18 protein-coding genes are annotated in these 20,555 nt (G+C 56.1%); 10 read left to right on the forward strand and 8 right to left on the reverse strand.

All coding sequences use genetic code 11. The features are described from left to right. Nucleotides 1–131 precede the first annotated feature (131 nt). Entirely contained in the window at nt 132–1,322 is a 1,191-nt protein-coding gene (gene uxuA / locus ABLV08_RS14020; protein WP_063411236.1) for a mannonate dehydratase, read from the forward strand. 365 nt (nt 1,323–1,687) lie between these two features. Here uxuA and yeiP read toward each other — a convergent pair whose 3' ends face one another. Then, nucleotides 1,688–2,260 (reverse strand): elongation factor P-like protein YeiP, encoded by a 573-nt coding sequence (yeiP, locus tag ABLV08_RS14025; protein WP_015365690.1) that lies wholly within the window; start codon nt 2,258–2,260, stop codon nt 1,688–1,690. A gap of 205 nt (nt 2,261–2,465) precedes the next feature. Between yeiP and ABLV08_RS14030 the strand changes: the two genes are divergently transcribed. Continuing rightward, nucleotides 2,466–2,720, forward strand: a complete 255-nt coding sequence (locus ABLV08_RS14030) for a YkgJ family cysteine cluster protein (protein ID WP_015365691.1) — start codon at nt 2,466–2,468, stop codon at nt 2,718–2,720. Here ABLV08_RS14030 and setB read toward each other — a convergent pair. Further along, nucleotides 2,717–3,898, reverse strand: a complete 1,182-nt coding sequence (setB, locus tag ABLV08_RS14035) for a sugar efflux transporter SetB (protein WP_015365692.1) — start codon at nt 3,896–3,898, stop codon at nt 2,717–2,719. The two genes, ABLV08_RS14030 and setB, sit on opposite strands and share 4 nt — an antisense overlap. Nucleotides 3,899–4,228: 330 nt before the next feature. Here setB and fruB point away from each other — a divergent pair, with 330 nt between their 5' ends. The 3 genes from fruB to fruA are packed head-to-tail and all read left to right on the forward strand — an operon-like array spanning nt 4,229 to nt 8,009. Then, nucleotides 4,229–5,359, forward strand: a complete 1,131-nt coding sequence (gene fruB, locus ABLV08_RS14040) for a fused PTS fructose transporter subunit IIA/HPr protein (RefSeq protein ID WP_045412276.1) — start codon at nt 4,229–4,231, stop codon at nt 5,357–5,359. Continuing rightward, on the forward strand, nt 5,360–6,298 hold the full coding sequence (gene fruK / locus ABLV08_RS14045; protein WP_015365695.1) for a 1-phosphofructokinase: 939 nt from the start codon (nt 5,360–5,362) through the stop codon (nt 6,296–6,298). A 16-nt stretch (nt 6,299–6,314) separates the two neighbouring features. After that, nucleotides 6,315–8,009 carry a PTS fructose transporter subunit IIBC gene (gene fruA, locus ABLV08_RS14050; RefSeq protein WP_015365696.1) on the forward strand — a complete coding sequence of 565 codons (1,695 nt, stop codon included), beginning with the start codon at nt 6,315–6,317 and terminating at the stop codon, nt 8,007–8,009. A gap of 53 nt (nt 8,010–8,062) precedes the next feature. Here fruA and nfo read toward each other — a convergent pair whose 3' ends face one another. Both nfo and ABLV08_RS14060 read right to left on the reverse strand, forming a co-directional pair. Next, nucleotides 8,063–8,917 (reverse strand): deoxyribonuclease IV, encoded by an 855-nt coding sequence (gene nfo / locus ABLV08_RS14055; RefSeq protein ID WP_020078284.1) that lies wholly within the window; start codon nt 8,915–8,917, stop codon nt 8,063–8,065. 97 nt (nt 8,918–9,014) lie between these two features. Next, a complete protein-coding gene (locus tag ABLV08_RS14060) occupies nt 9,015–10,064 on the reverse strand; it encodes a YeiH family protein (protein ID WP_020078285.1) in 1,050 nt (349 codons plus the stop codon). A 303-nt stretch (nt 10,065–10,367) separates the two neighbouring features. On the opposite strand from ABLV08_RS14060, the gene yieE reads away from it, so the two are divergent. The 3 genes from yieE (at nt 10,368) to cirA (ending at nt 15,164) form a co-directional block, all read left to right on the forward strand. Beyond that, a complete protein-coding gene (yieE, locus tag ABLV08_RS14065) occupies nt 10,368–11,234 on the forward strand; it encodes a DNA-binding transcriptional regulator YeiE (RefSeq protein WP_348855967.1) in 867 nt (288 codons plus the stop codon). 183 nt (nt 11,235–11,417) lie between these two features. Beyond that, nucleotides 11,418–12,887 (forward strand): amino acid permease, encoded by a 1,470-nt coding sequence (locus ABLV08_RS14070; protein WP_015365702.1) that lies wholly within the window; start codon nt 11,418–11,420, stop codon nt 12,885–12,887. A 303-nt stretch (nt 12,888–13,190) separates the two neighbouring features. Continuing rightward, nucleotides 13,191–15,164, forward strand: coding sequence for a catecholate siderophore receptor CirA (gene cirA, locus ABLV08_RS14075; RefSeq protein WP_045376785.1), 1,974 nt, complete (start codon nt 13,191–13,193; stop codon nt 15,162–15,164). A 69-nt stretch (nt 15,165–15,233) separates the two neighbouring features. Here the strand turns inward: cirA and arsC are convergent, their stop codons facing one another. The 4 genes from arsC to fghA form a co-directional block, all read right to left on the reverse strand. Beyond that, nucleotides 15,234–15,668 carry a glutaredoxin-dependent arsenate reductase gene (arsC, locus tag ABLV08_RS14080; RefSeq protein WP_015706113.1) on the reverse strand — a complete coding sequence of 145 codons (435 nt, stop codon included), beginning with the start codon at nt 15,666–15,668 and terminating at the stop codon, nt 15,234–15,236. 12 nt (nt 15,669–15,680) lie between these two features. Then, the gene (locus ABLV08_RS14085; RefSeq protein WP_348855968.1) at nt 15,681–16,970 is read right to left on the reverse strand and encodes an arsenic transporter; all 1,290 of its coding nucleotides are present in this window, start codon (nt 16,968–16,970) and stop codon (nt 15,681–15,683) included. A 34-nt stretch (nt 16,971–17,004) separates the two neighbouring features. Further along, nucleotides 17,005–17,325 carry a metalloregulator ArsR/SmtB family transcription factor gene (locus tag ABLV08_RS14090; protein ID WP_045376776.1) on the reverse strand — a complete coding sequence of 107 codons (321 nt, stop codon included), beginning with the start codon at nt 17,323–17,325 and terminating at the stop codon, nt 17,005–17,007. Between the two features lie 150 nt (nt 17,326–17,475). After that, the gene (gene fghA / locus ABLV08_RS14095) at nt 17,476–18,312 is read right to left on the reverse strand and encodes an S-formylglutathione hydrolase (RefSeq protein ID WP_063411238.1); all 837 of its coding nucleotides are present in this window, start codon (nt 18,310–18,312) and stop codon (nt 17,476–17,478) included. 343 nt (nt 18,313–18,655) lie between these two features. Here fghA and folE point away from each other — a divergent pair, with 343 nt between their 5' ends. Continuing rightward, nucleotides 18,656–19,324: a GTP cyclohydrolase I FolE gene (folE, locus tag ABLV08_RS14100; RefSeq protein WP_015365708.1), complete on the forward strand. Its 669-nt coding sequence runs from the start codon at nt 18,656–18,658 to the stop codon at nt 19,322–19,324. A gap of 15 nt (nt 19,325–19,339) precedes the next feature. Continuing rightward, entirely contained in the window at nt 19,340–20,497 is a 1,158-nt protein-coding gene (gene yeiB, locus ABLV08_RS14105) for a DUF418 domain-containing protein YeiB (protein WP_045359625.1), read from the forward strand. Nucleotides 20,498–20,555 lie beyond the last annotated feature (58 nt).

A 20,555-nucleotide genomic window follows, 5' to 3' on the forward strand; every position in this document is an offset into this window, starting at 1 on the left:
CGAATTTATCCGCTTAGTGTGAGCTGGATCAATCAATGCTACGGGGGAAATTGACCATTCAGCAGAAGCATGTATGGTAGTCGTCATGATGTTTCACATTATTGGTATAACAACTTAAAGAGGGCATTGCGATGGAGCAAACCTGGCGTTGGTATGGACCGAACGATCCGGTATCGCTTGATGATGTGCGCCAGGCGGGCGCCACGGGTGTCGTGACCGCGTTGCATCATATTCCGAATGGCCAGGTCTGGCCGGTAGAAGAGATCCAACAGCGTTTAGCGCTACTGGCGGAAAAAGGCCTGAGCTGGTCGGTTGTTGAGAGTATCCCGGTGCACGAGGATATCAAAACCCACAGCGGACAATATGAGAAGTGGATTGCCAACTATCAGCAGAGCATCCGCAATCTGGCGGCCTGCGGTATTGATACCGTGTGCTATAACTTCATGCCGATTCTGGACTGGACGCGTACCGATCTGGAATATCAGCTGGCTGATGGCTCCAAAGCGCTGCGTTTTGACCAGATTGCTTTCGCCGCTTTTGAACTGCACATCCTTAAACGCCCGGGCGCCGAAGCTGACTACAGCGCTGAAGAACAGCAGCAAGCGGACGTTTACTTTAAGGCGATGAGCGCGGCGGATATCGACAAGCTGACCCGCAATATCATCGCTGGTCTGCCGGGAGCGGAAGAGGGCTATACCCTCGATCAGTTCCGCGCACGTCTGGCGGAGTATGACCATATCGATAAAGCGCAATTGCGTGAGAACATGGCTTACTTCCTGCGGGCGATTGTGCCGGTGTGCGAAGAAGTCGGCGTGCGCCTGGCGGTTCACCCGGACGATCCGCCGCGTCCGATCCTCGGCCTGCCGCGTATCGTGTCGACTATCGAAGATATGCAGTGGTTGAAAGAGACGGTGGACAGCATTTATAACGGCTTTACCATGTGTACCGGATCCTACGGCGTGCGTGCCGATAACGATCTGGTGAAGATGGTGGAAACCTTCGGCGATCGTATCCACTTTACCCATTTGCGCTCTACCTGCCGTGAAGAGAATCCTAAAACCTTCCACGAGGCGGCGCACCTGAACGGCGACGTCAATATGGTGGCGGTGGTTGATGCGATTCTGAGCGAAGAGCAGCGTCGTAAGAAAGCAGGCGATCTGCGTCCCATCCCGTTCCGTCCGGATCATGGGCATCAAATGCTTGACGATCTGCGTAAGAAAACCAACCCCGGTTATTCGGCGATTGGCCGTCTGAAAGGCATGGCGGAAGTGCGTGGCGTTGAGCTGGCGCTGAAGATGACCAAATATCCTGAGTTGCTGTAATCGTGGTGTGAGGGAAAGCAAAAGGACAGCCAACGGCTGTCCTTTTTTGTGCCTGATATCGGCAGCGAGTAGCCTGGATAAGGCGCGCAGCGTCGCCATCCGGGACATTCCCCGGCCTGCGCTACGCTTAGCCGGGCTACCGAACTACCGAACTACCGAACTACCGAACGTCTCGGGTTGTGTAGCCCGGATAAGGCGCGCAGCGCCGCCATCCGGGATATTCCCCGGCCTGCGCTACGCTTAGCCGGGCTACCGAACTACCGAACGTCGCGGGTTGTGTAGCCCGGATAAGGCGCGCAGCGCCGCTATCCGGGAAGAGTCCGGCCTGCGCGACGCTGGGCCGGGCAACCGTCAGAGGCGGGAGGTTAGTCCGCGCGGCCCATATAGCGGCACTCTTCGATATGAATGCGGATTTTCTCGCCACTGGTCAGGTATTCCGGAACCTGAATCACCAGCCCGGTGCTCATGGTGGCCGGTTTGGTGCGCGAACTGGCGGAAGCGCCTTTGATTCCCGGCGCGGTTTCTACGATTTCCAGGTCAACGGTCTGCGGCAGCTCCAGCGCCAGCAGCTGGCCATCCCAGGTCAAAACCTGCATATCCGGCATGCCGCCTTCCGGGATAAACTGCAGCTCTTCTTCGATCTGCTCTTTGGTGAAGGTATACGGGGTATAGTCTTCTTTATCCATGAACACGTATTCGTTGCCATCGACGTAGGAGAAGTCAACGAAACGACGGGTCAGGGTAACGGTATCGACGATGTCGTCGCCCTTAAAACGTTCTTCTACTTTCAGGCCGGTACGCACGTCGGAAAAACGCATTTTATACAGCGTTGCTGCGCCACGGGCGCTTGGCGACTGAATATCAATATTTTTAACAATCAGCAGTTTGCCGTTGTAATTCAGCACCATACCTTTTTTAATTTCATTCGCTCTTGGCATTGCAGTAATCCTGTCACTTAAAGGGTCAAAAATATCGCGTAAAACTACTCGCGCCGGGCCTTTCAGGCAAGCGGAATTCGCGACTTTTGCTATCTCCTGGCAAATCTTCGATCGGCGCTGCTGAAAAAGCCGTGTCGCCAGCTTCAGCTTTCCTGACGGGCGATATTTTGCTACTGTCCGCCTCCCACTCATTAAGGAGTCAGGTATGGAATGTCGCCCGGACTGCGGAGCCTGTTGCACCGCGCCGTCCATCTCAAGCCCCATTCCCGGAATGCCTGACGGCAAGCCGGCTAACACCCCATGCGTGCAGCTGGATGAACATCTGCGCTGCAAGATTTTTGCCTCGCCGCTGCGCCCTAAAGTCTGCGCGGGTTTACAACCGGCCGCGGAAATGTGTGGCAGCACGCGTCAGCAGGCGATGGCTTATCTCATTCATCTCGAAGCGCTAACCGCGCCTTAAACGTCTTTAATTCGCCACAGGCAGCCCTGAGCGATAATTCCCATCATTAGCGCAATCCAGAACACCGCGTGATAGTTCCAGATTTCCGCGACAACGCCCGCCAGCGAACCGGCGATGATCCAGCCGACGCGCGTGGTATTGGTATACAGCGTGGTCGCCGCGCCCGCCTGGCCCGGCATCAGATCCTGAAAATAGAGCATACCGATACCGGCGAGGATCCCGATGTAAATTGCGTTCAGCGCCTGCATCGCCAGCAACAGGGCCGGGGTATGGACAGTCAGCATACCGACATAAAACAGCAGTCCGGCAAGCGCGGCAATGCGCATCAGCAAGCGCTTTCCAAAGCGTTTCGCGTAATAACCGGCAATCAGCATGGTGGGGATTTCCAGGCCGGCGGCGGTCCCCATCATCAGCCCGGCCAGTTTCTCCGGCAGATGCAGTTCATTAATGATAAACAGCGGCATATTAATGATATAGAGGCTGTTGGTGCCCCACATTAACGTACAGATGCTGAACAGCAGCAGCGCATCGCGGCGGTTGGTGCGCGGCGCTTCAAGATGACCACCGGCGGTTTTGCTCTCTTTACGCATGCTGGGCAGGAAGAACCAGACCATCAGCGCGCAGACGATAAACGCCACGGCGGCGCTGAGATACATCACGGTAAAACCAAAACCCATCGCCAGCGCGTAGGCCAGCGGCGGGCCGATCACCCACGCCAGCGAGACCTGCGCGCGCAGAATGGAGCTGAACATCACCGCCTCGCGCCCGGTTTTGTCCGCGTGCTCGCGGGCGAGGGCGAACATTTGTGGGTTGGCGGTGGAGCCAAAACTACTGAGAAAGACGCCGACGAACAGCAGAATAAAGTAGTTGCGGTTCCAGGCGAACAGCACGCAGGCCAGCACCCCCAGCAGGCAGCAGGCGACAATCAGCTGCTTGCGATCGCCTTTACGATCGGAACGCCCGGCAAGAAACTGACTTACCAGAATGCCGATGACCGCGCTGCCGGTAAAAAAAAAGCCGACCATTGCCGGGCGAACGTGCACCTCATTGGTTAGAAACAGGCTCAGGGTCGGGGTCTGTAAGGCCCCGGCGATCCCCGTCAGAAAGGCGACGATAAGAAAAGCGGAGGAGGTTAAGTCGAACCCGCGGCGGGGAAGGGCGGCGCTACTGTTTTGCATGCTGGAATATCATTGGTTTCAGGAGAGGCGAAGTTTACGCCGACACCCATAAAATGAATAGTGGTATGGCACGAAAAATTAAAAAGGCGTTTCAAATTATGTTGTTCAGCAAAATGCTGAAGCCAATGGCGCGTTTCACCATTAGCTTCAGCAAAAATGTGCGGTATCTCTAAATTCTGTTATCAACCTTCGGAGTTTACTTGCGCAGTGCGCAAGAAAGGTACAGACTCATTGAAACGTTTCAGCGTCATCAGAGTATTATCCAGTCATCGGGTGGCGTATTTTTTCTCATGTTAGCTGAAACGATTCAATTCAGCGGAGAGGAGAATTATGTTCCAGTTATCTGTACAGGATATCCATCCCGGCCAGCAGGCCGCGAATAAAGAAGAGGCAATACGTCAGATTGCTGGCGCGCTGGTTAGCGCGGGTAATGTGGCTGACGGCTACGTTAACGGTATGCTTGCCCGCGAGCAGCAGACCTCCACTTTCCTCGGCAATGGCATCGCTATTCCGCACGGCACCACCGATACCCGCGACCAGGTTCTGAAAACGGGCGTACAGGTGTATCAGTTCCCGCAGGGCGTGACCTGGGGAGAAGGACAAACCGCTTATGTGGCGATCGGTATTGCCGCCAGCTCCGACGAGCACCTCGGTCTGCTGCGTCAGTTGACGCACGTCCTGAGCGACGATTCGGTGGCTGAACAGTTGAGAACCGTCACCACCGCAGAAGAACTGCGCGCTCTGCTGATGGGCGAAAAGCAAAGCGAAGCGCTGAAGCTCGACAACGAAACGTTGAGCCTCGACGTGGTCGCCAACGATCTGCTGACGCTGCAGGCGCTGAACGCCGCGCGGCTGAAAGAGGCAGGGGCGGTAAACGCCGATTTCGTCAGCCGCACTATTAATGATGCGCCGCTCAACCTGGGCCAGGGGATCTGGTTGAACGACTGTGCGGAAGGCAACCTGCGCAGCGCTATCGCCGTGAGTCGCGCCGCCAATGCGTTTACCGCTGACGGGCAGCCGGTGGCGCTGCTGATCACCGTCGCGATGGCCGATGAGCAGCCGACCGCGGTGCTTAATCGCCTGAGCAATCTGCTTATTGATAAAAAAGCGGAGCATCTGCTAAAAGCCGACGCCGCCACGCTGCTGGCGCTGCTGACCAGCGACGACGCCATTGCTGAAGACGTGCTGAACGCCGAGTTTGTGGTACGCAACGAGCACGGGCTGCACGCACGTCCGGGCACGATGCTGGTTAATACGATTAAACAATTCTCCAGCGACATTACCGTTACCAACCTCGATGGTTCCGGCAAGCCGGCCAATGGCCGCAGCCTGATGAAGGTCGTGGCGCTGGGTGTGAAAAAAGGTCACCGTCTGCGTTTTACCGCGCAGGGTGAAGATGCGCAACAAGCGCTGGATGCGATTGGCGAAGCGATCGCCGCAGGCCTTGGGGAGGGCGCATAAATGAGCAGACGTGTAGCAACGATTACTTTAAATCCGGCATACGACCTGGTGGGTTTCACCCCGGAAATCGAACGTGGCGAAGTGAACCTGGTACGTACTACCGGCCTGCATGCGGCAGGCAAAGGTATCAACGTGGCGAAGGTGCTGAAAGATCTTGGCATCGACGTCACCGTCGGCGGCTTCCTCGGTAAAGATAACCAGGATGGCTTCCAGCAGCTGTTTAGCGAGCTGGGTATCGCCAACCGCTTCCAGGTGGTGCAGGGGCGTACCCGTATTAACGTCAAGCTGACGGAAAAAGATGGCGAAGTGACCGATTTCAACTTCTCCGGTTTCGAAGTGACCCCGGCGGACTGGGAGCGTTTCGTTAATGATTCTCTGAGCTGGCTGGGGCAGTTCGATATGGTTTGCGTCAGCGGCAGCCTGCCGTCCGGCGTGAGTCCGGAAGCCTTTACCGACTGGATGACGCGCCTGCGCAGCCAGTGCCCGTGCATTATTTTCGATAGCAGCCGTGAAGCGCTGGTTGCAGGGCTGAAAGCCGCGCCGTGGCTGGTAAAACCAAACCGCCGCGAGCTGGAAATCTGGGCTGGCCGCAAGTTGCCGGAGATGAAAGATGTTATCGACGCCGCCCATGCGCTGCGCGAGCAAGGTATCGCCCACGTGGTGATTTCGTTAGGCGAAGAGGGCGCGCTGTGGGTTAACGCCTCCGGCGAATGGATTGCCAAACCGCCTTCAGTAGAGGTCGTCAGCACCGTCGGCGCCGGTGATTCGATGGTCGGCGGCCTGATTTACGGCCTGCTGATGCGTGAATCCAGCGAGCATACCCTGCGCCTGGCGACCGCCGTCGCCGCCCTGGCCGTCAGCCAGAGCAACGTTGGTATTACCGATCGTACCCAGTTGGCCGCAATGATGGCGCGCGTCGACTTACAACCCTTTAATTGACAGCAGGAGAGGCATAATGAAAACGCTGCTGATTATTGATGCCGGGCTTGGCCAGGCTCGCGCCTACATGGCGAAGACCCTGCTCAGCGCCGCGGCGCAGAAAGCGCACCTTGAGCTGATTGATAACCCGAACGATGCCGAACTGGCCATCGTACTGGGGACCGCGCTGCCGGCCGATAGCGCGCTGAATGGTAAAAACGTCTTTCTGGGCGATATTAACCGTGCTGTCGCCCATCCGGAGCTGTTCCTGGGTGAAGCGAAAGATCACGCTAAGCCGTACGTTGCGCCAGCGGCGGTAGCCGTTCCGGCCGCCGCCCAGGGGCAGAAACGTATTGTCGCCGTTACCGCTTGTCCGACCGGTGTAGCTCATACCTTTATGGCGGCGGAAGCCATTGAAACCGAGGCTAAAAAACGCGGCTGGTGGGTGAAAGTGGAAACCCGCGGCTCCGTGGGGGCCGGTAATGCTATTACCCCGGAAGAGGTGGAGCAGGCGGATCTGGTGATCGTCGCCGCCGATATCGAAGTCGATCTGGCGAAGTTCGCCGGTAAACCGATGTATCGCACCACCACCGGACTGGCGCTGAAGAAAACCGCGCAGGAGCTGGATAAAGCCGTTGCTGAAGCGAAGCCGTACCAGCCATCCGGCAAACCGCAGGCCTCCGGTGACGGTAAAAAAGAGTCGGCTGGCGCCTATCGTCACCTGCTGACCGGCGTCTCCTACATGCTGCCGATGGTGGTCGCGGGCGGTCTGTGTATCGCGCTGTCGTTCGCGTTCGGTATTAAAGCGTTTGAAGTGAAAGACACCATGGCGGCGGCGTTGATGCAAATCGGCGGCGGTTCAGCCTTTGCGCTGATGGTGCCGGTACTGGCAGGTTTTATCGCGTTCTCCATCGCTGACCGTCCGGGTCTGACGCCTGGTCTTATCGGCGGTATGCTGGCCGTGAGCGGCGGTTCCGGCTTCATCGGCGGTATTATCGCCGGTTTCCTTGCCGGTTATGTGGCGAAGTTAATCAGTACTAAGCTGAAACTGCCGCAGAGTATGGAAGCGTTGAAGCCGATTCTGATCATTCCACTGATTTCCAGCCTGATTGTTGGTCTGGCGATGATCTACCTGATCGGTAAACCGGTGGCGGGTATCCTGGCCTGGCTCACCCACTGGCTGCAAACCATGGGGACGGCGAACGCGGTGCTGCTCGGCGCGATCCTTGGCGGCATGATGTGTACCGATATGGGCGGCCCGGTGAACAAAGCGGCTTATGCTTTCGGTGTGGGTCTGTTGAGTACTCAAACCTACGCGCCGATGGCGGCGATTATGGCGGCCGGTATGGTGCCACCGCTGGCGCTTGGCCTGGCGACGCTGATTGCCCGCAACAAGTTCGACAAATCACAGCGTGAAGGCGGTAAAGCGGCGCTGGTTCTGGGTCTGTGCTTTATTACCGAAGGGGCGATCCCATTCGCCGCACGTGATCCGATGCGCGTACTGCCTTGCTGTATCGTTGGCGGCGCGGTGACCGGCGCTATCTCGATGGCGGTTGGCGCGAAACTGATGGCGCCGCATGGCGGTCTGTTCGTTCTGCTGATCCCAGGCGCCATCACTCCGGTGCTGGGTTATCTGCTGGCGATTATTGCCGGTACGCTGGTTGCGGGTCTCTCTTACGCGGTGCTGAAGCGCCCGGAAGCGCCGGCGGCGGAAGCTGAAAAAGCGGCGTAATATAAGCGCAATAAAAAAGGGCCGATTTGTCGGCCCTTTTTTTGTGTCTGGATTCAGGCCACTTCGGCGGTCTGCTGCGCCCGCAGCCAGGCAATTTCTTCCGCCCAGATATCCGGGTTAATGGTTTCCAGAATCAGCGGGATACCATCGAAACGGTTATCCTGCATGATCCAACGAAAAGCATCATGGCCGATATTGCCTTCACCCAGGCTATGGTGACGGTCGACGCGGCTGCCAAAAGCGCTTTTGGCATCATTCAGGTGCATGCCGCGCAGATACTGGAAGCCGACGATCCGTTCGAATTCGGCGAAGGTCTTTTCACACTCCTCCGCGCTGCGTAGGTCATAGCCGGCGGCGAAAGCGTGGCAGGTATCAATGCAGACGCCAACGCGGGATTTGTCTTCAACGCCGTCAATGATGGCGGCAAGATGTTCAAATTTAAAACCGAGATTGCTGCCCTGACCGGCGGTATTTTCGATAACCGCGGTTACGCCTTCGGTTTTCGCCAGCGCGATGTTGATGGATTCAGCGATACGCGCCAGGCATTCATCTTCCGGGATCTGCTGCAGGTGGCTGCCCGGATGGAAGTTGAGCAGCGTTAATCCCAACTGCTGGCAGCGGGTTAATTCATCGATAAACGCCTCGCGGGATTTCTCCAGCGCTTCTTCGACCGGGTGACCGAGGTTAATCAGGTAGCTGTCGTGCGGCAGGATCTGCCCCGGGCCGAAGTGATATTTTTCGCAGGCGGCTTTGAATTCGGCAATCGCTTCGTCGGTGAGCGGCGCGGCGCGCCATTGACGCTGATTTTTGGTGAACAGGGCGAAGGCGGTCGCTTCGATTTCGGCGGCGCGGATGGCGGCATTGGCCAGCCCGCCGGAGGCGCTAACGTGCGCTCCAATATATTTCATAAAAAAACTCCAGTTAAGCCGCTGGGGGGAGGGTAATGATAGCGGCTTAACCGGAGAGTTACAGCAATGAATGAATATCGACGAGAAAACTTACTGCTTAGCCAATCAGGTGGTGGATAGCGAAGTTAATCGCGCCGCCGCCAACAATCAGCCAGACGAACAGCATCAGCGCCATCAGCAGCGGCTTCGCACCGGCTTTTTTCAGTGCGCTGACGTGGGTGGTTAAGCCCAGCGCGGCCATCGCCATCGCCAGCAGTACGGTATCGAGGGTGACCAGCATATCGACGACGGCTTTCGGCAGCAGGTGGAAGGAGTTAAATACCGCCACCAGAATAAACAGGATGGCAAACCACGGAATGGTGATTTTGCTCTTTTCGCCGTTACCGGCTGGCGCCAGTTGTTTCACACGAGCAGCGATGAACAGCAGGAACGGAGCCAGCATCATCACGCGCAGCATTTTAGCGATAACCGCGGCATTTTCCGCATCCGGGCTAACCGCGTGACCGGCGGCGACCACCTGAGCGACTTCATGCATGGTGGAGCCCATATAGATGCCGTAGGCTTCCGGGGTGAACCAGTGCGCCAGCAGCGGGTACATCGCCGGGTAGAGGAAGATAGCGATAGTACCGAAGATAACCACTGTCGCCACGGCGACCGTCACTTTACTGGCTTCGGCTTTGACGACCGGCTCGGTGGCCAGGACCGCCGCGGCGCCGCAGATGCTGCTACCGGCGCCGATAAGCCAGCTGGTATGTTTATCGAGCCCGAAAACCTTCTGCCCGAGGAAACAGGCGATAAAGAAAGTGCTGGACAGCGTCAGTACGTCAATCAGGATCCCGCTGACGCCGACGTCAGCAATCTGGGCAAACGTCAGACGAAAACCATAAAGAATGATCCCCAGGCGCAGCAGATACTGCTTGGCGAAAATCACCCCACCGTCGCAGGACTGCCAAATTTTAGGATAAACGGTATTACCGACCACCATGCCGAACAAGATAGCCAGCGTTAGCGCGCTGAAGCCCGCGCCGGCGATAGCAGGGAAACTGCCTGCCCACAGGGCGGCGCCGGTCAACGCGGCGGTCAGCGCCAGGCCTGGGACGAAATGCCACAGGGTGCGATGTTTAGTGGGTAAAGTGAGTGCTGTCATAACCTTCTCCTTTGTCTGGGCAAAGAATACGACTGGCTGGTTTAAAAATAAAATTGATTATATATTTATAATCTATCGGAATAAGTGATAAACCCTTCATCCTTCGCGCTGCAGATGTGTTGGCTGCGTTTACTCACCCCAGTCACTTACTGATGTAAGCTCCTGGGGACTCGCTCACTTGCCGCCTTTCTGCAGCACGAATGATTTTGGGTTATACCCTTCATCCTTCAGGCCACAGCCCTGCTGATTTATGTCACCATAGCGTTGACGGTTATCCAGCTTGGGCTAATACACAGGTGAGTTATGCATATCACGCTACGGCAACTGGAAGTTTTTGCTGAGGTTTTGAAAAGCGGGTCAACGACGCAGGCGTCACAGATGCTGGCGCTGTCGCAGTCGGCGGTGAGCGCGGCGCTGACCGACCTGGAGGGGCAACTCGGCGTTCAGCTGTTTGACCGCGTCGGTAAACGGCTGGTGGTCAACGAGCATGGCCGCTTGCTCTACCCGCGGGCGCTGGCGCTGCTGGAGCGCGCCGGAGAGATAGAACAGCTGTTTCGCGGCGATAATGGCGCGATCCGCGTTTATGCCAGTAGCACCATCGGCAACTATATTCTGCCGGAAATCATCGCCCGCTACCGCCGGGACTTCCCTGAACTGCCGCTGGAGCTGAGCGTTGGCAACAGCCAGGATGTGATTAATGCGGTCAGCGATTTGCGCGTCGATATTGGCCTGATCGAAGGGCCGTGCCACGCGGCGGATATTATCGCCGAGCCGTGGATTGAAGATGAACTGGTGGTGTTCGCCGCCCCTGATTCGCCATTCCTGGAAGGCGAATTGACGCTGCTACGGCTGGCGGAAGCGCAGTGGATCCTGCGCGAGCATGGCTCCGGCACGCGGGAGATCGTCGACTACGTGCTGTTGTCGCATCTGCCCGCATTTCAACTGGGCATGGAGCTTGGCAACTCGGAGGCGATTAAACATGCGGTCCGCCACGGACTAGGCATCAGCTGCCTGTCGCGGCGAGTCATTGCCGAGCAGCTGGAGGCCGGAACGCTGGTGGAGCTCAAGCTGCCGCTGCCGCGCCTGACGCGCACGTTATGGCGTATTCGCCATCGGCAAAAACACGTTTCCAAGGCGCTGCAGCGCTTTATCCGTTACTGCGAGGTGTAGCGCTAGCAACGACGTAAGCCGCGATTTTTTGTCTGTTTTTTTATGCGCCAATGCAGGATTACTGCTTTACTAATAATTTGTGTCAGATCATGAAGCTCTCTTATAACTTTGCATTTGTACCGGATGGATGGACGATCGTCTGCTACAATCGCGCCTCATTTTTTGGATGGATAGCATTTTCACATGGTTTCGGAAACTAAAACCACAGAAGCGCCCACGCTCCGCCGCGAGCTAAAAGCGCGCCACTTGACCATGATCGCTATTGGCGGTTCCATCGGTACAGGTCTTTTCGTTGCCTCTGGCGCAACAATTTCTCAGGCAGGCCCCGGCGGCGCGCTGCTTTCCTACATTCTGATCGGTCTGATGGTGTATTTCCTGATGACCAGTCTCGGCGAGCTGGCGGCATTTATGCCGGTTTCAGGCTCTTTTGCGACCTACGGTCAGAACTATGTAGAAGAAGGCTTTGGTTTCGCGCTGGGCTGGAACTACTGGTACAACTGGGCGGTGACTATCGCCGTTGACCTCGTTGCTTCGCAGCTGGTGATGAGCTACTGGTTCCCGGATACACCCGGCTGGATCTGGAGCGCCTTATTCCTCGGCATCATGTTCCTGCTGAACTGGATCTCGGTACGCGGCTTCGGCGAAGCGGAGTACTGGTTCTCGCTGATTAAAGTTGCCACCGTGATTATCTTTATCATCGTCGGCATTATGATGATTTTTGGCATCTTCGAAGGCGCCAAGCCGGCGGGCTGGAGCAACTGGGGCATTGATGATGCGCCGTTTGCCGGCGGTTTTGCGGCGATGATCGGCGTGGCGATGATTGTCGGCTTCTCCTTCCAGGGTACCGAGCTCATCGGTATTGCCGCGGGCGAATCGGAAAATCCGGAGAAGAACATTCCGCGCGCGGTGCGTCAGGTGTTCTGGCGTATCCTGCTGTTCTATGTCTTCGCGATTTTGATTATCAGCCTGATCATCCCGTATACCGATCCGAGCCTGCTGCGCAACGACGTTAAAGACATTTCCGTTAGCCCGTTCACCCTGGTGTTCGAGCACGCCGGTCTGCTCTCTGCGGCGGCGATCATGAACGCGGTTATCCTGACGGCGGTGCTGTCGGCGGGTAACTCCGGGATGTACGCCTCTACGCGTATGTTGTATACCCTGGCGTGCGACGGCAAAGCGCCGCGCATTTTCTCGAAGCTGTCGAGAGGCGGCGTACCGCGCAACGCGCTGTATGCGACTACCGTGATTGCGGCGCTGTGCTTCCTGACCTCGATGTTCGGCAACCAGACGGTTTACCTGTGGCTGCTGAATACCTCCGGGATGACTGGCTTTATCGCCTGGTTGGGTATTGCGATCAGCCACTACCGTTTCCGTCGTGGTTACGTGTTGCAAGGTAACGATATTAATAACCTGCCGTACCGTTCCGGGTTCTTCCCGCTGGGGCCGATCTTCGCCTTCGTACTGTGCCTTATCATCACCCTTGGCCAGAACTATGAAGCCTTCCTCAAGGACACCATTGATTGGGGCGGCGTGGCGGCGACCTACATCGGCATTCCGCTGTTCCTGGTTATCTGGTTTGGTTACAAGCTGGTGAAAGGTACCCGCTTCGTGCGCTACAGCGAAATGAAGTTCCCGGAACGCTTTAAAGGCTAATTCCTCACTCTACCGCTTTCGATAAAGCCCTCTTTTAAAGAGGGCTTTTTTTATGCCAGCAAGGCTTACAAACGGACACACTTCTTCATAATTGTATTGATAATTGTAATCATTATCCTTATCATTTCGGAAAATTCAGGATGAAGCCAATCTCCATATCTTGCCGCTCAACTACGAAAGGCAAGGGGTGACCAGCCACATCGACTGTAAAAAAATTGCGCGCGGCCGCCAGAGCCGCGTGTCGACAGGATGTGCAAGCAGCACCCTTTGTTTGATTTGTAGTTGACCTCATGGAGATTTGGTATGTTCAGGTTAAACCCTTTTGCCCGGGCGGGACTGTGCGCGTCCGTCGTAGCATTGGCATTTCCGGCGCTGGCCGCAAATGATGACGAGACGCTGGTTGTCACCGCCGCGGCGACTGAACAGAGCGTCAAAGATGCCCCCGCCAGTATCAGCGTGATCACCCAACAGGACTTGCAGCGTAAGCCGGTGCAGAACCTGAAGGACGTGCTGCGCGATGTGCCTGGCGTTCAGCTCACCAACGAAGGGGATAACCGCAAGGGTGTCAGCATCCGCGGTCTGGATAGCAGCTATACGCTGATCCTGATCGATGGCAAACGCGTCAACTCGCGTAACGCCGTCTTCCGCCATAACGATTTCGATCTGAACTGGATCCCGGTGGACTCCATCGAGCGGATTGAGGTAGTGCGCGGCCCGATGTCTTCCCTGTACGGTTCCGACGCGCTCGGCGGCGTGGTCAACATCATTACCAAAAAAATCGGCCAGAAATGGACCGGTACCCTCAGCAGCGATGCCACCATTCAGGAACACCGCGATCGCGGCGACACTTACAACGGCCAGTTCTTCACCAGCGGCCCGCTGATTGACGGCGTGTTGGGCATGAAAGCCTACGGCAGCCTGGCGAAACGCAGTAAAGACGATCAGCAATCTTCCAGCAACGCCGCGGGCGAAACGCCGCGCATTGAAGGTTTTACCAGCCGCGACGGTAACGTTGAGTTCGCCTGGACGCCAACGGAGAATCAGGACATTACCGCCGGCTACGGTTTCGATCGCCAGGATCGCGATTCAGACTCGCTCGACAAAAACCGCCTTGAACGCCAAAACTACTCTTTGACCCATAACGGGCGCTGGGACGTTGGTAATAGCGAAGTGAAATTCTACGGCGAGAAAGTGGATAACAAAAATCCAGGGCAGGCTGGGACCATTACCTCTGAAAGCAATGCGGTGGATGGTAAATATGTGATGCCGTTGGGGATGATCAACCAGATCGTCACCCTCGGCGGCGAATGGCGCCACGATAAACTCAAAGATCCGGTGAACCTGAGCAGCGGCGGCAAATCGACTTCCGCCAGCCAGTACGCGCTGTTCCTCGAAGACGAGTGGCGGATCTTTGAACCGCTGGCGCTGACCACCGGCATCCGTATGGATGATCACCAAACCTACGGCGATCACTGGAGCCCGCGTGCGTATCTGGTCTATAACGCCACCGATACCGTGACCGTGAAAGGCGGTTGGGCAACGGCCTTTAAAGCGCCGTCGCTGCTGCAATTGAACCCGGACTGGACCACCAACTCCTGTCGCGGTAGCTGCAGCATTATCGGTAACCCGGATCTGAAGCCGGAAACCAGCGAAAGCTTTGAGCTTGGTCTGTATTACAGCGGTGAAGAGGGCTGGCTGGAAGGGGTTGAAGGCAGCGTGACCGCCTTCCAGAACAACGTTGACGATATGATCGACATTCTGCGTACCTCCAGCGCCAGCGAAGCGCCGGGTTACCCGAACTTCGTCGGCTGGAAGACCGTGAACGGTAAGCGCGTGCCGGTATTCCGCTACTTCAACGTCAACAAAGCGCGGATTAAAGGCGTGGAGACCGAAGTGAAGGTTCCGTTCGGCGAAGAGTGGAAACTGACGGTCAACTATACCTATAACGATGGTCGCGATCTGAGCAACGGCGGCAATAAACCGCTGCAGACGCTGCCGTTCCACACCGCTAACGGTACCCTCGACTGGAAACCGCTGGAGGATTGGTCTTTCTACGTCACGGCCAACTATACCGGTGAGCAGCGTGCGGTAAGCGCGACGGGTAAAACCCCAGGCGGTTATACCATGTTCGATATCGGCGCCGCGTGGCAGGTCAGCAAAAGCGTGAAACTGCGCTCCGGCGTGCTTAACGTTGGCGATAAAGATCTGAGCCGCGACGATTACAGCTACACCGAAGATGGGCGTCGCTACTTTATGGCCGTCGATTACCGCTTCTGATAGCGATAAACTGTCTGCCGCCGCTGAAGTAACTTCAGTGGCGGCTGCCCCGATAAAACGTGTACGCCGCTATCCGCCAGGTATCAGCCGCTTGCCCCTTTCATCCACCACCTTTTCTCCATCCTCTTTGCTAAATGCGCCTTGCTGCGGGTCGGGCAGGATATCCAGTACCACTTCAGATGGCCGACATAAGCGGGTTCCCCGTTCAGTGACCACAATAGGGCGATTAATCAGGATGGGATGAGCGAGCATAAATTCTATTAACTGCTCGTCGGTGAACTTGTCCTCTGCGAGTCCCAACTGGGCATAAGGTTCAACATTCTCGCGTAGTAGAGTACGCACAGCGATCCCCATATCTGCAATAAGCTTAACCAGCTCATCGTGAGTCGGCGGTGTTTCAAGGTAATAAATAACGGTGGGCTCATTACCGCTGTTACGGATCATCTCCAGCGTATTCCGTGACGTACCGCAGGCCGGGTTGTGATAGATGGTGATATTACTCATATGAGTATCTCGTTATAGAGTGAGAGAGAGCCGCAGCGCCAGCGCGGCCAGAGTGACAAACAGCACAGGTAGCGTCATGATGATGCCTGTGCGGAAGTAATATCCCCAACTGATGGTCATGCTTTTCTGCGACAGTACGTGCAGCCACAGCAGGGTCGCCAGACTGCCTATTGGCGTGATTTTGGGGCCTAAATCGCAACCAATCACGTTGGCGTAGATCATCGCTTCTTTGATAACGCCAGAAGCGGTGCTTCCTTCAATCGACAGTGCGCCCACCAGGACCGTTGGCATATTGTTCATTACCGACGACAGGAAAGCGGTCAGGAAGCCCGTGCCAAACGTTGCCGCCAGCAGTCCCTTATCCGCCAGCATATTCAGCACACCCGACAGATATTCCGTTAAGCCCGCATTGCGCAGACCGTAGACCACCAGGTACATACCCAGCGAGAAAATAACGATCTGCCAGGGCGCGCCGCGCAATACTTTACCGGTATTGATGGCGTGACCTTTTTTCGCAACGGCAAACAGAACAGCGGCACCGACAGCGGCGATGGCGCTAACGGGCAGCCCCAGCGGTTCAAGAACAAAGAAACCAACCAGCAACAAAAGCAAAACAACCCAGCCAGCTTTGAAGGTTGCGGGATCTTTAATCGCGCTGGCAGGTGTTTTCAGCAAAGTGACGTTGTAAGTTGCCGGAATATCCCGGCGGAAAAACAGATGCAGCATGCCCAGCGTGGCCGCGATGGCAGCAATATCAACAGCAACCATCACAGAGGCGTATTGCGTAAAACCAAGCCGGAAGAAATCAGCTGAGACAATATTGACCAGATTGGAAACGATAAGCGGCAGGCTGGCGGTATCGGCAATAAACCCGGCAGCCATGACAAAGGCTAATGTTGTCCTTTTGCTGAACCCCAGAGCGAGCAGCATGGCAATAACGATGGGAGTCAGAATGAGCGCTGCGCCATCGTTAGCAAACAGCGCCGCAACGGTCGCGCCTAACAGGATAATCCAGGTGAACAGCAGACGACCGCGCCCGTTGCCCCAGCGGGAGACATGCAGCGCAGCCCATTCAAAAAAGCCCGATTCATCGAGCAGCAGGCTGATGATAATCACCGCGATAAAAGTCGCTGTTGCGTTCCAGACGATATTCCAGACAACGGGAATATCACTGGGATGAATAACGCCGCAGGCCAGCGCCAGTACTGCGCCAATACTCGCGCTCCAGCCGATGCTGAGGCCCCTGGGCTGCCAGATAACCAACACCAGCGTGAATAAAAAGAGACTACCGGCCAACAACATTCTCTACTCCAATATATGCGTTTCTATATATGTATCAACAGGTGGCGCACGCTGTTTTCTTGCGCCATTCGTCAATATCTTCCCTCATGCTCTGCCTGGTCGTGGCAATGATCTCCGCCGCCCAGGCAGGCATATGGGGCGAGAGGCGATAGTGGACCCATTTCCCTTGCCGGCGGTCGAGTACCAGTTCAGATTCACGTAATATCGCCATATGGCGAGATATTTTCGGCTGGGATTGCCCGGTGGCGGCACACAGATCGCAGACGCACAGTTCGCCGGACTCACGCAGCAACATGATGATGGCTAAACGGGTTTCATCCGCCAGGATTTTAAACAGCTGGATAGGCTTTATCATGGTTGACCAGATTATCATGGAGGTACATATATGCTAAATCATATATGTTGTGTTTTAAATAACAAATTATCGCCCGTAGCGACAAGATAGTTCCTGACGAAGATATAAAGCCGGGCAAGCGGAGGATGCCCGGCGGAGGGAAATAGAGGGTTACTTAAACAGATGCTTCGCGTGGAAGCGCAGATGATCTTCTATAAAGGTGGCGATGAAATAGTAGCTGTGGTCGTAGCCGGGCTGGATACGCAGGCTCAGCGGCCACTGTTTCTGTCGAGCTACCTCTGCCAGCACCGCGGGCTGTAGCTGGTTACCGAGAAACTGGTCGGCGTCACCCTGATCAATTAACGTCGGAATGGCATCCCCGGTCTGGCTTGTCTGCATGAGTGCGCAGCTGTCCCACTCCTGCCAGTTCGCTTCATCATTGCCGAGATAGGCGCTGAACGCTTTTTGTCCCCATGGAACTTTGCATGGGTTAACGATCGGCGCGAAGGCCGAGACGCTGGTAAAGCGCCCTGGGTTTTTCAGCGCCATGATGAGCGCGCCGTGGCCGCCCATCGAGTGGCCGCTGATAGCGCAACGGTCGGCGACCTTAAATTGACGGTTAATCAACTGCGGTAGCTCATCGCGCAGGTAGTCGTACATGCGAAAATGCGCCGCCCACGGCGCCTGAGTGGCGTTGAGGTAAAAACCCGCGCCTTTACCGAGATCGTAACCGGCATCATCGGCGACGTCATCACCGCGCGGGCTGGTGTCGGGCATCACCAGCGCGATGCCAAGTTCGGCGGCGACACGCTGGGCGCCAGCCTTGTTGGTGAAGTTTTCGTCATTGCAGGTCAAACCGGATAGCCAGTACAGCACCGGTGGCGGGGCGGTTTCCGTCGTCGGCGGTAAAAAAATGCTGAACGTCATCGCACAATTCAAGGTACTGGAGTGATGACGCCAGCGCTGCTGCCGACCCTCGTAACAGCGATGTTCTTCAAGCAGTTCCATGCAGGGCTCCTCGGGTATCTATGTGTAATGCTTAATAATACAGATATTTCATTAACCGGTGAGTAACTTTCACTTTCCCGTCGCGCAAAGCTATTGCATCATTAATACGAGTTATAAAGAACGTCTCTAAACATCTACAGTGCTAATGAATGCGCGCGAGGGCGGTAGGGCTCGCTGGCGTGGCGCATCGACAACGTCCAACCGCAGCGGTAAAAATGAAAGGTTGCGCCAATTTCAATAATTATCGTGACGGCTACTGGATTATGTGCGCCACCTCACGCACAATGAGTGCAAACTTTGCCCTCAGAAGAGCAAAGAGCGCCACACCTGCAGGAGAACCTAAATGTCATCATTGAGTAAAGAAGCCATACTCGTTCATGAAGCGCTGGTCGCTCGTGGGCTGGAGACGCCGCTGCGTCCGCCAGTACAAGAAATTGATAATGAAACGCGCAAGCGTCTGATCGCCGGGCACATGACTGAGATTATGCAGCTGCTGAATCTTGATCTCAGTGACGACAGCCTGATGGAGACTCCGCATCGCATCGCAAAAATGTACGTTGATGAGATTTTCTCCGGTCTGGATTATGCCAGATTCCCGAAAATCACCGTTATTGAAAACAAAATGAAAGTTGACGAGATGGTGACGGTTCGCGATATCACGCTGACCAGTACCTGTGAACATCACTTTGTGACGATTGACGGCAAAGCGACCGTTGCTTATATCCCGAAAGATTCGGTAATCGGCCTGTCGAAAATTAACCGCATCGTGCAGTTCTTTGCCCAGCGTCCGCAGGTGCAGGAGCGCCTGACGCAGCAGATCCTTACCGCGCTGCAGACTTTGCTCGGCACCAGCAACGTCGCGGTATCCATTGACGCGGTGCATTACTGCGTGAAAGCGCGCGGCATCCGCGATGCGACCAGCGCCACGACCACCACTTCGCTTGGCGGTCTGTTTAAATCCAGCCAGAATACCCGCCAGGAGTTCCTGCGCGCCGTACGTCACCACAATTAATTCGGAGCAGGGTGCATGGAGAGAAACGTCACGCTGGACTTCGTTCGCGGCGTCGCCATCCTCGGCATTCTGCTACTGAATATCACCGCCTTCGGCTTGCCGAAGGCGGCCTATCTGAATCCGGCCTGGGCCGGGAGTGTTTCGCTGAGCGACGCCTGGAGCTGGGCCATCCTCGATCTGTTTGCGCAGGTAAAATTCCTCACCCTGTTTGCTCTGCTGTTCGGCGCCGGATTGCAAATGCTGCTGGTACGCGGTAAACGCTGGATCCAGTCGCGGCTAACGCTGCTTGCCCTGCTTGGTTTTATCCACGGTCTCTTTTTCTGGGACGGCGATATTCTGCTGGCCTATGCGCTGGTGGGGCTGATTGCCTGGCGCATGGTACGCGATGCCCATCATGTCAAATCGCTATTTAATACCGGCGTCGTGCTTTATCTCATCGGTATTGCGGTGCTGGTATTGTTGGGATTAATTTCCGGCAACGGCGCCAGTCGGTCATGGGTGCCCGATGCCGCGAATGTGCAGTATGAGCAGTTCTGGAAGCTCAAAGGCGGTATGGAGGCGGTGAGCAATCGCGCGGATATGCTGTCCGATAACCTGGTGGCGCTGGGCGTGCAGTACGGCTGGCAGCTGGCGGGGATGATGCTAATGGGCGCGGCGCTAATGCGCTGCGGCTGGTTGAAAGGGCAGTTTAGCCTTAGCCATTATCGCCGCGTCGGGGCTGTGCTGATTATTGCCGGGATGTTGGTAAATGTGCCGGCCATCGCCGCGCAGTGGTATTTGCAATGGGACTACCGCTGGTGCGGTTTTCTGCTGCAGGCGCCGCGTGAACTTGGCGCGCCGCTACAAACCATTGGCTATGCCGCGCTGGCGTGGGGATTCTGGCCGCAATTATGCCGCTTTCGTCTGGTTGGGGCGATTGCCTGCGTTGGGCGGATGGCGCTCAGTAACTATTTACTGCAAACCCTGATCTGCACCACGCTGTTCTATCACCTGGGCCTGTTTATGAAATTTGACCGTTTACAGCTGTTGGCCTTTGTGCCGGCGGTGTGGGCCGTTAATCTCCTCTTCTCGCAGTTTTGGCTGCGTCATTTCCGCCAGGGGCCCGTTGAGTGGCTATGGCGTCAGTTAACCCTGAGAGCCTCAGGGACATCATCCAGAGATACATCTGTATAACGATCTCGATCACAATCATTAACAAAATGGATGTAACCGTTTCCAGCCGTGTGACCTC

Origin of the sequence: Klebsiella sp. CN_Kp088 (assembly GCF_040064335.1) — a bacterium.
GTDB lineage: Bacteria > Pseudomonadota > Gammaproteobacteria > Enterobacterales > Enterobacteriaceae > Klebsiella > Klebsiella aerogenes.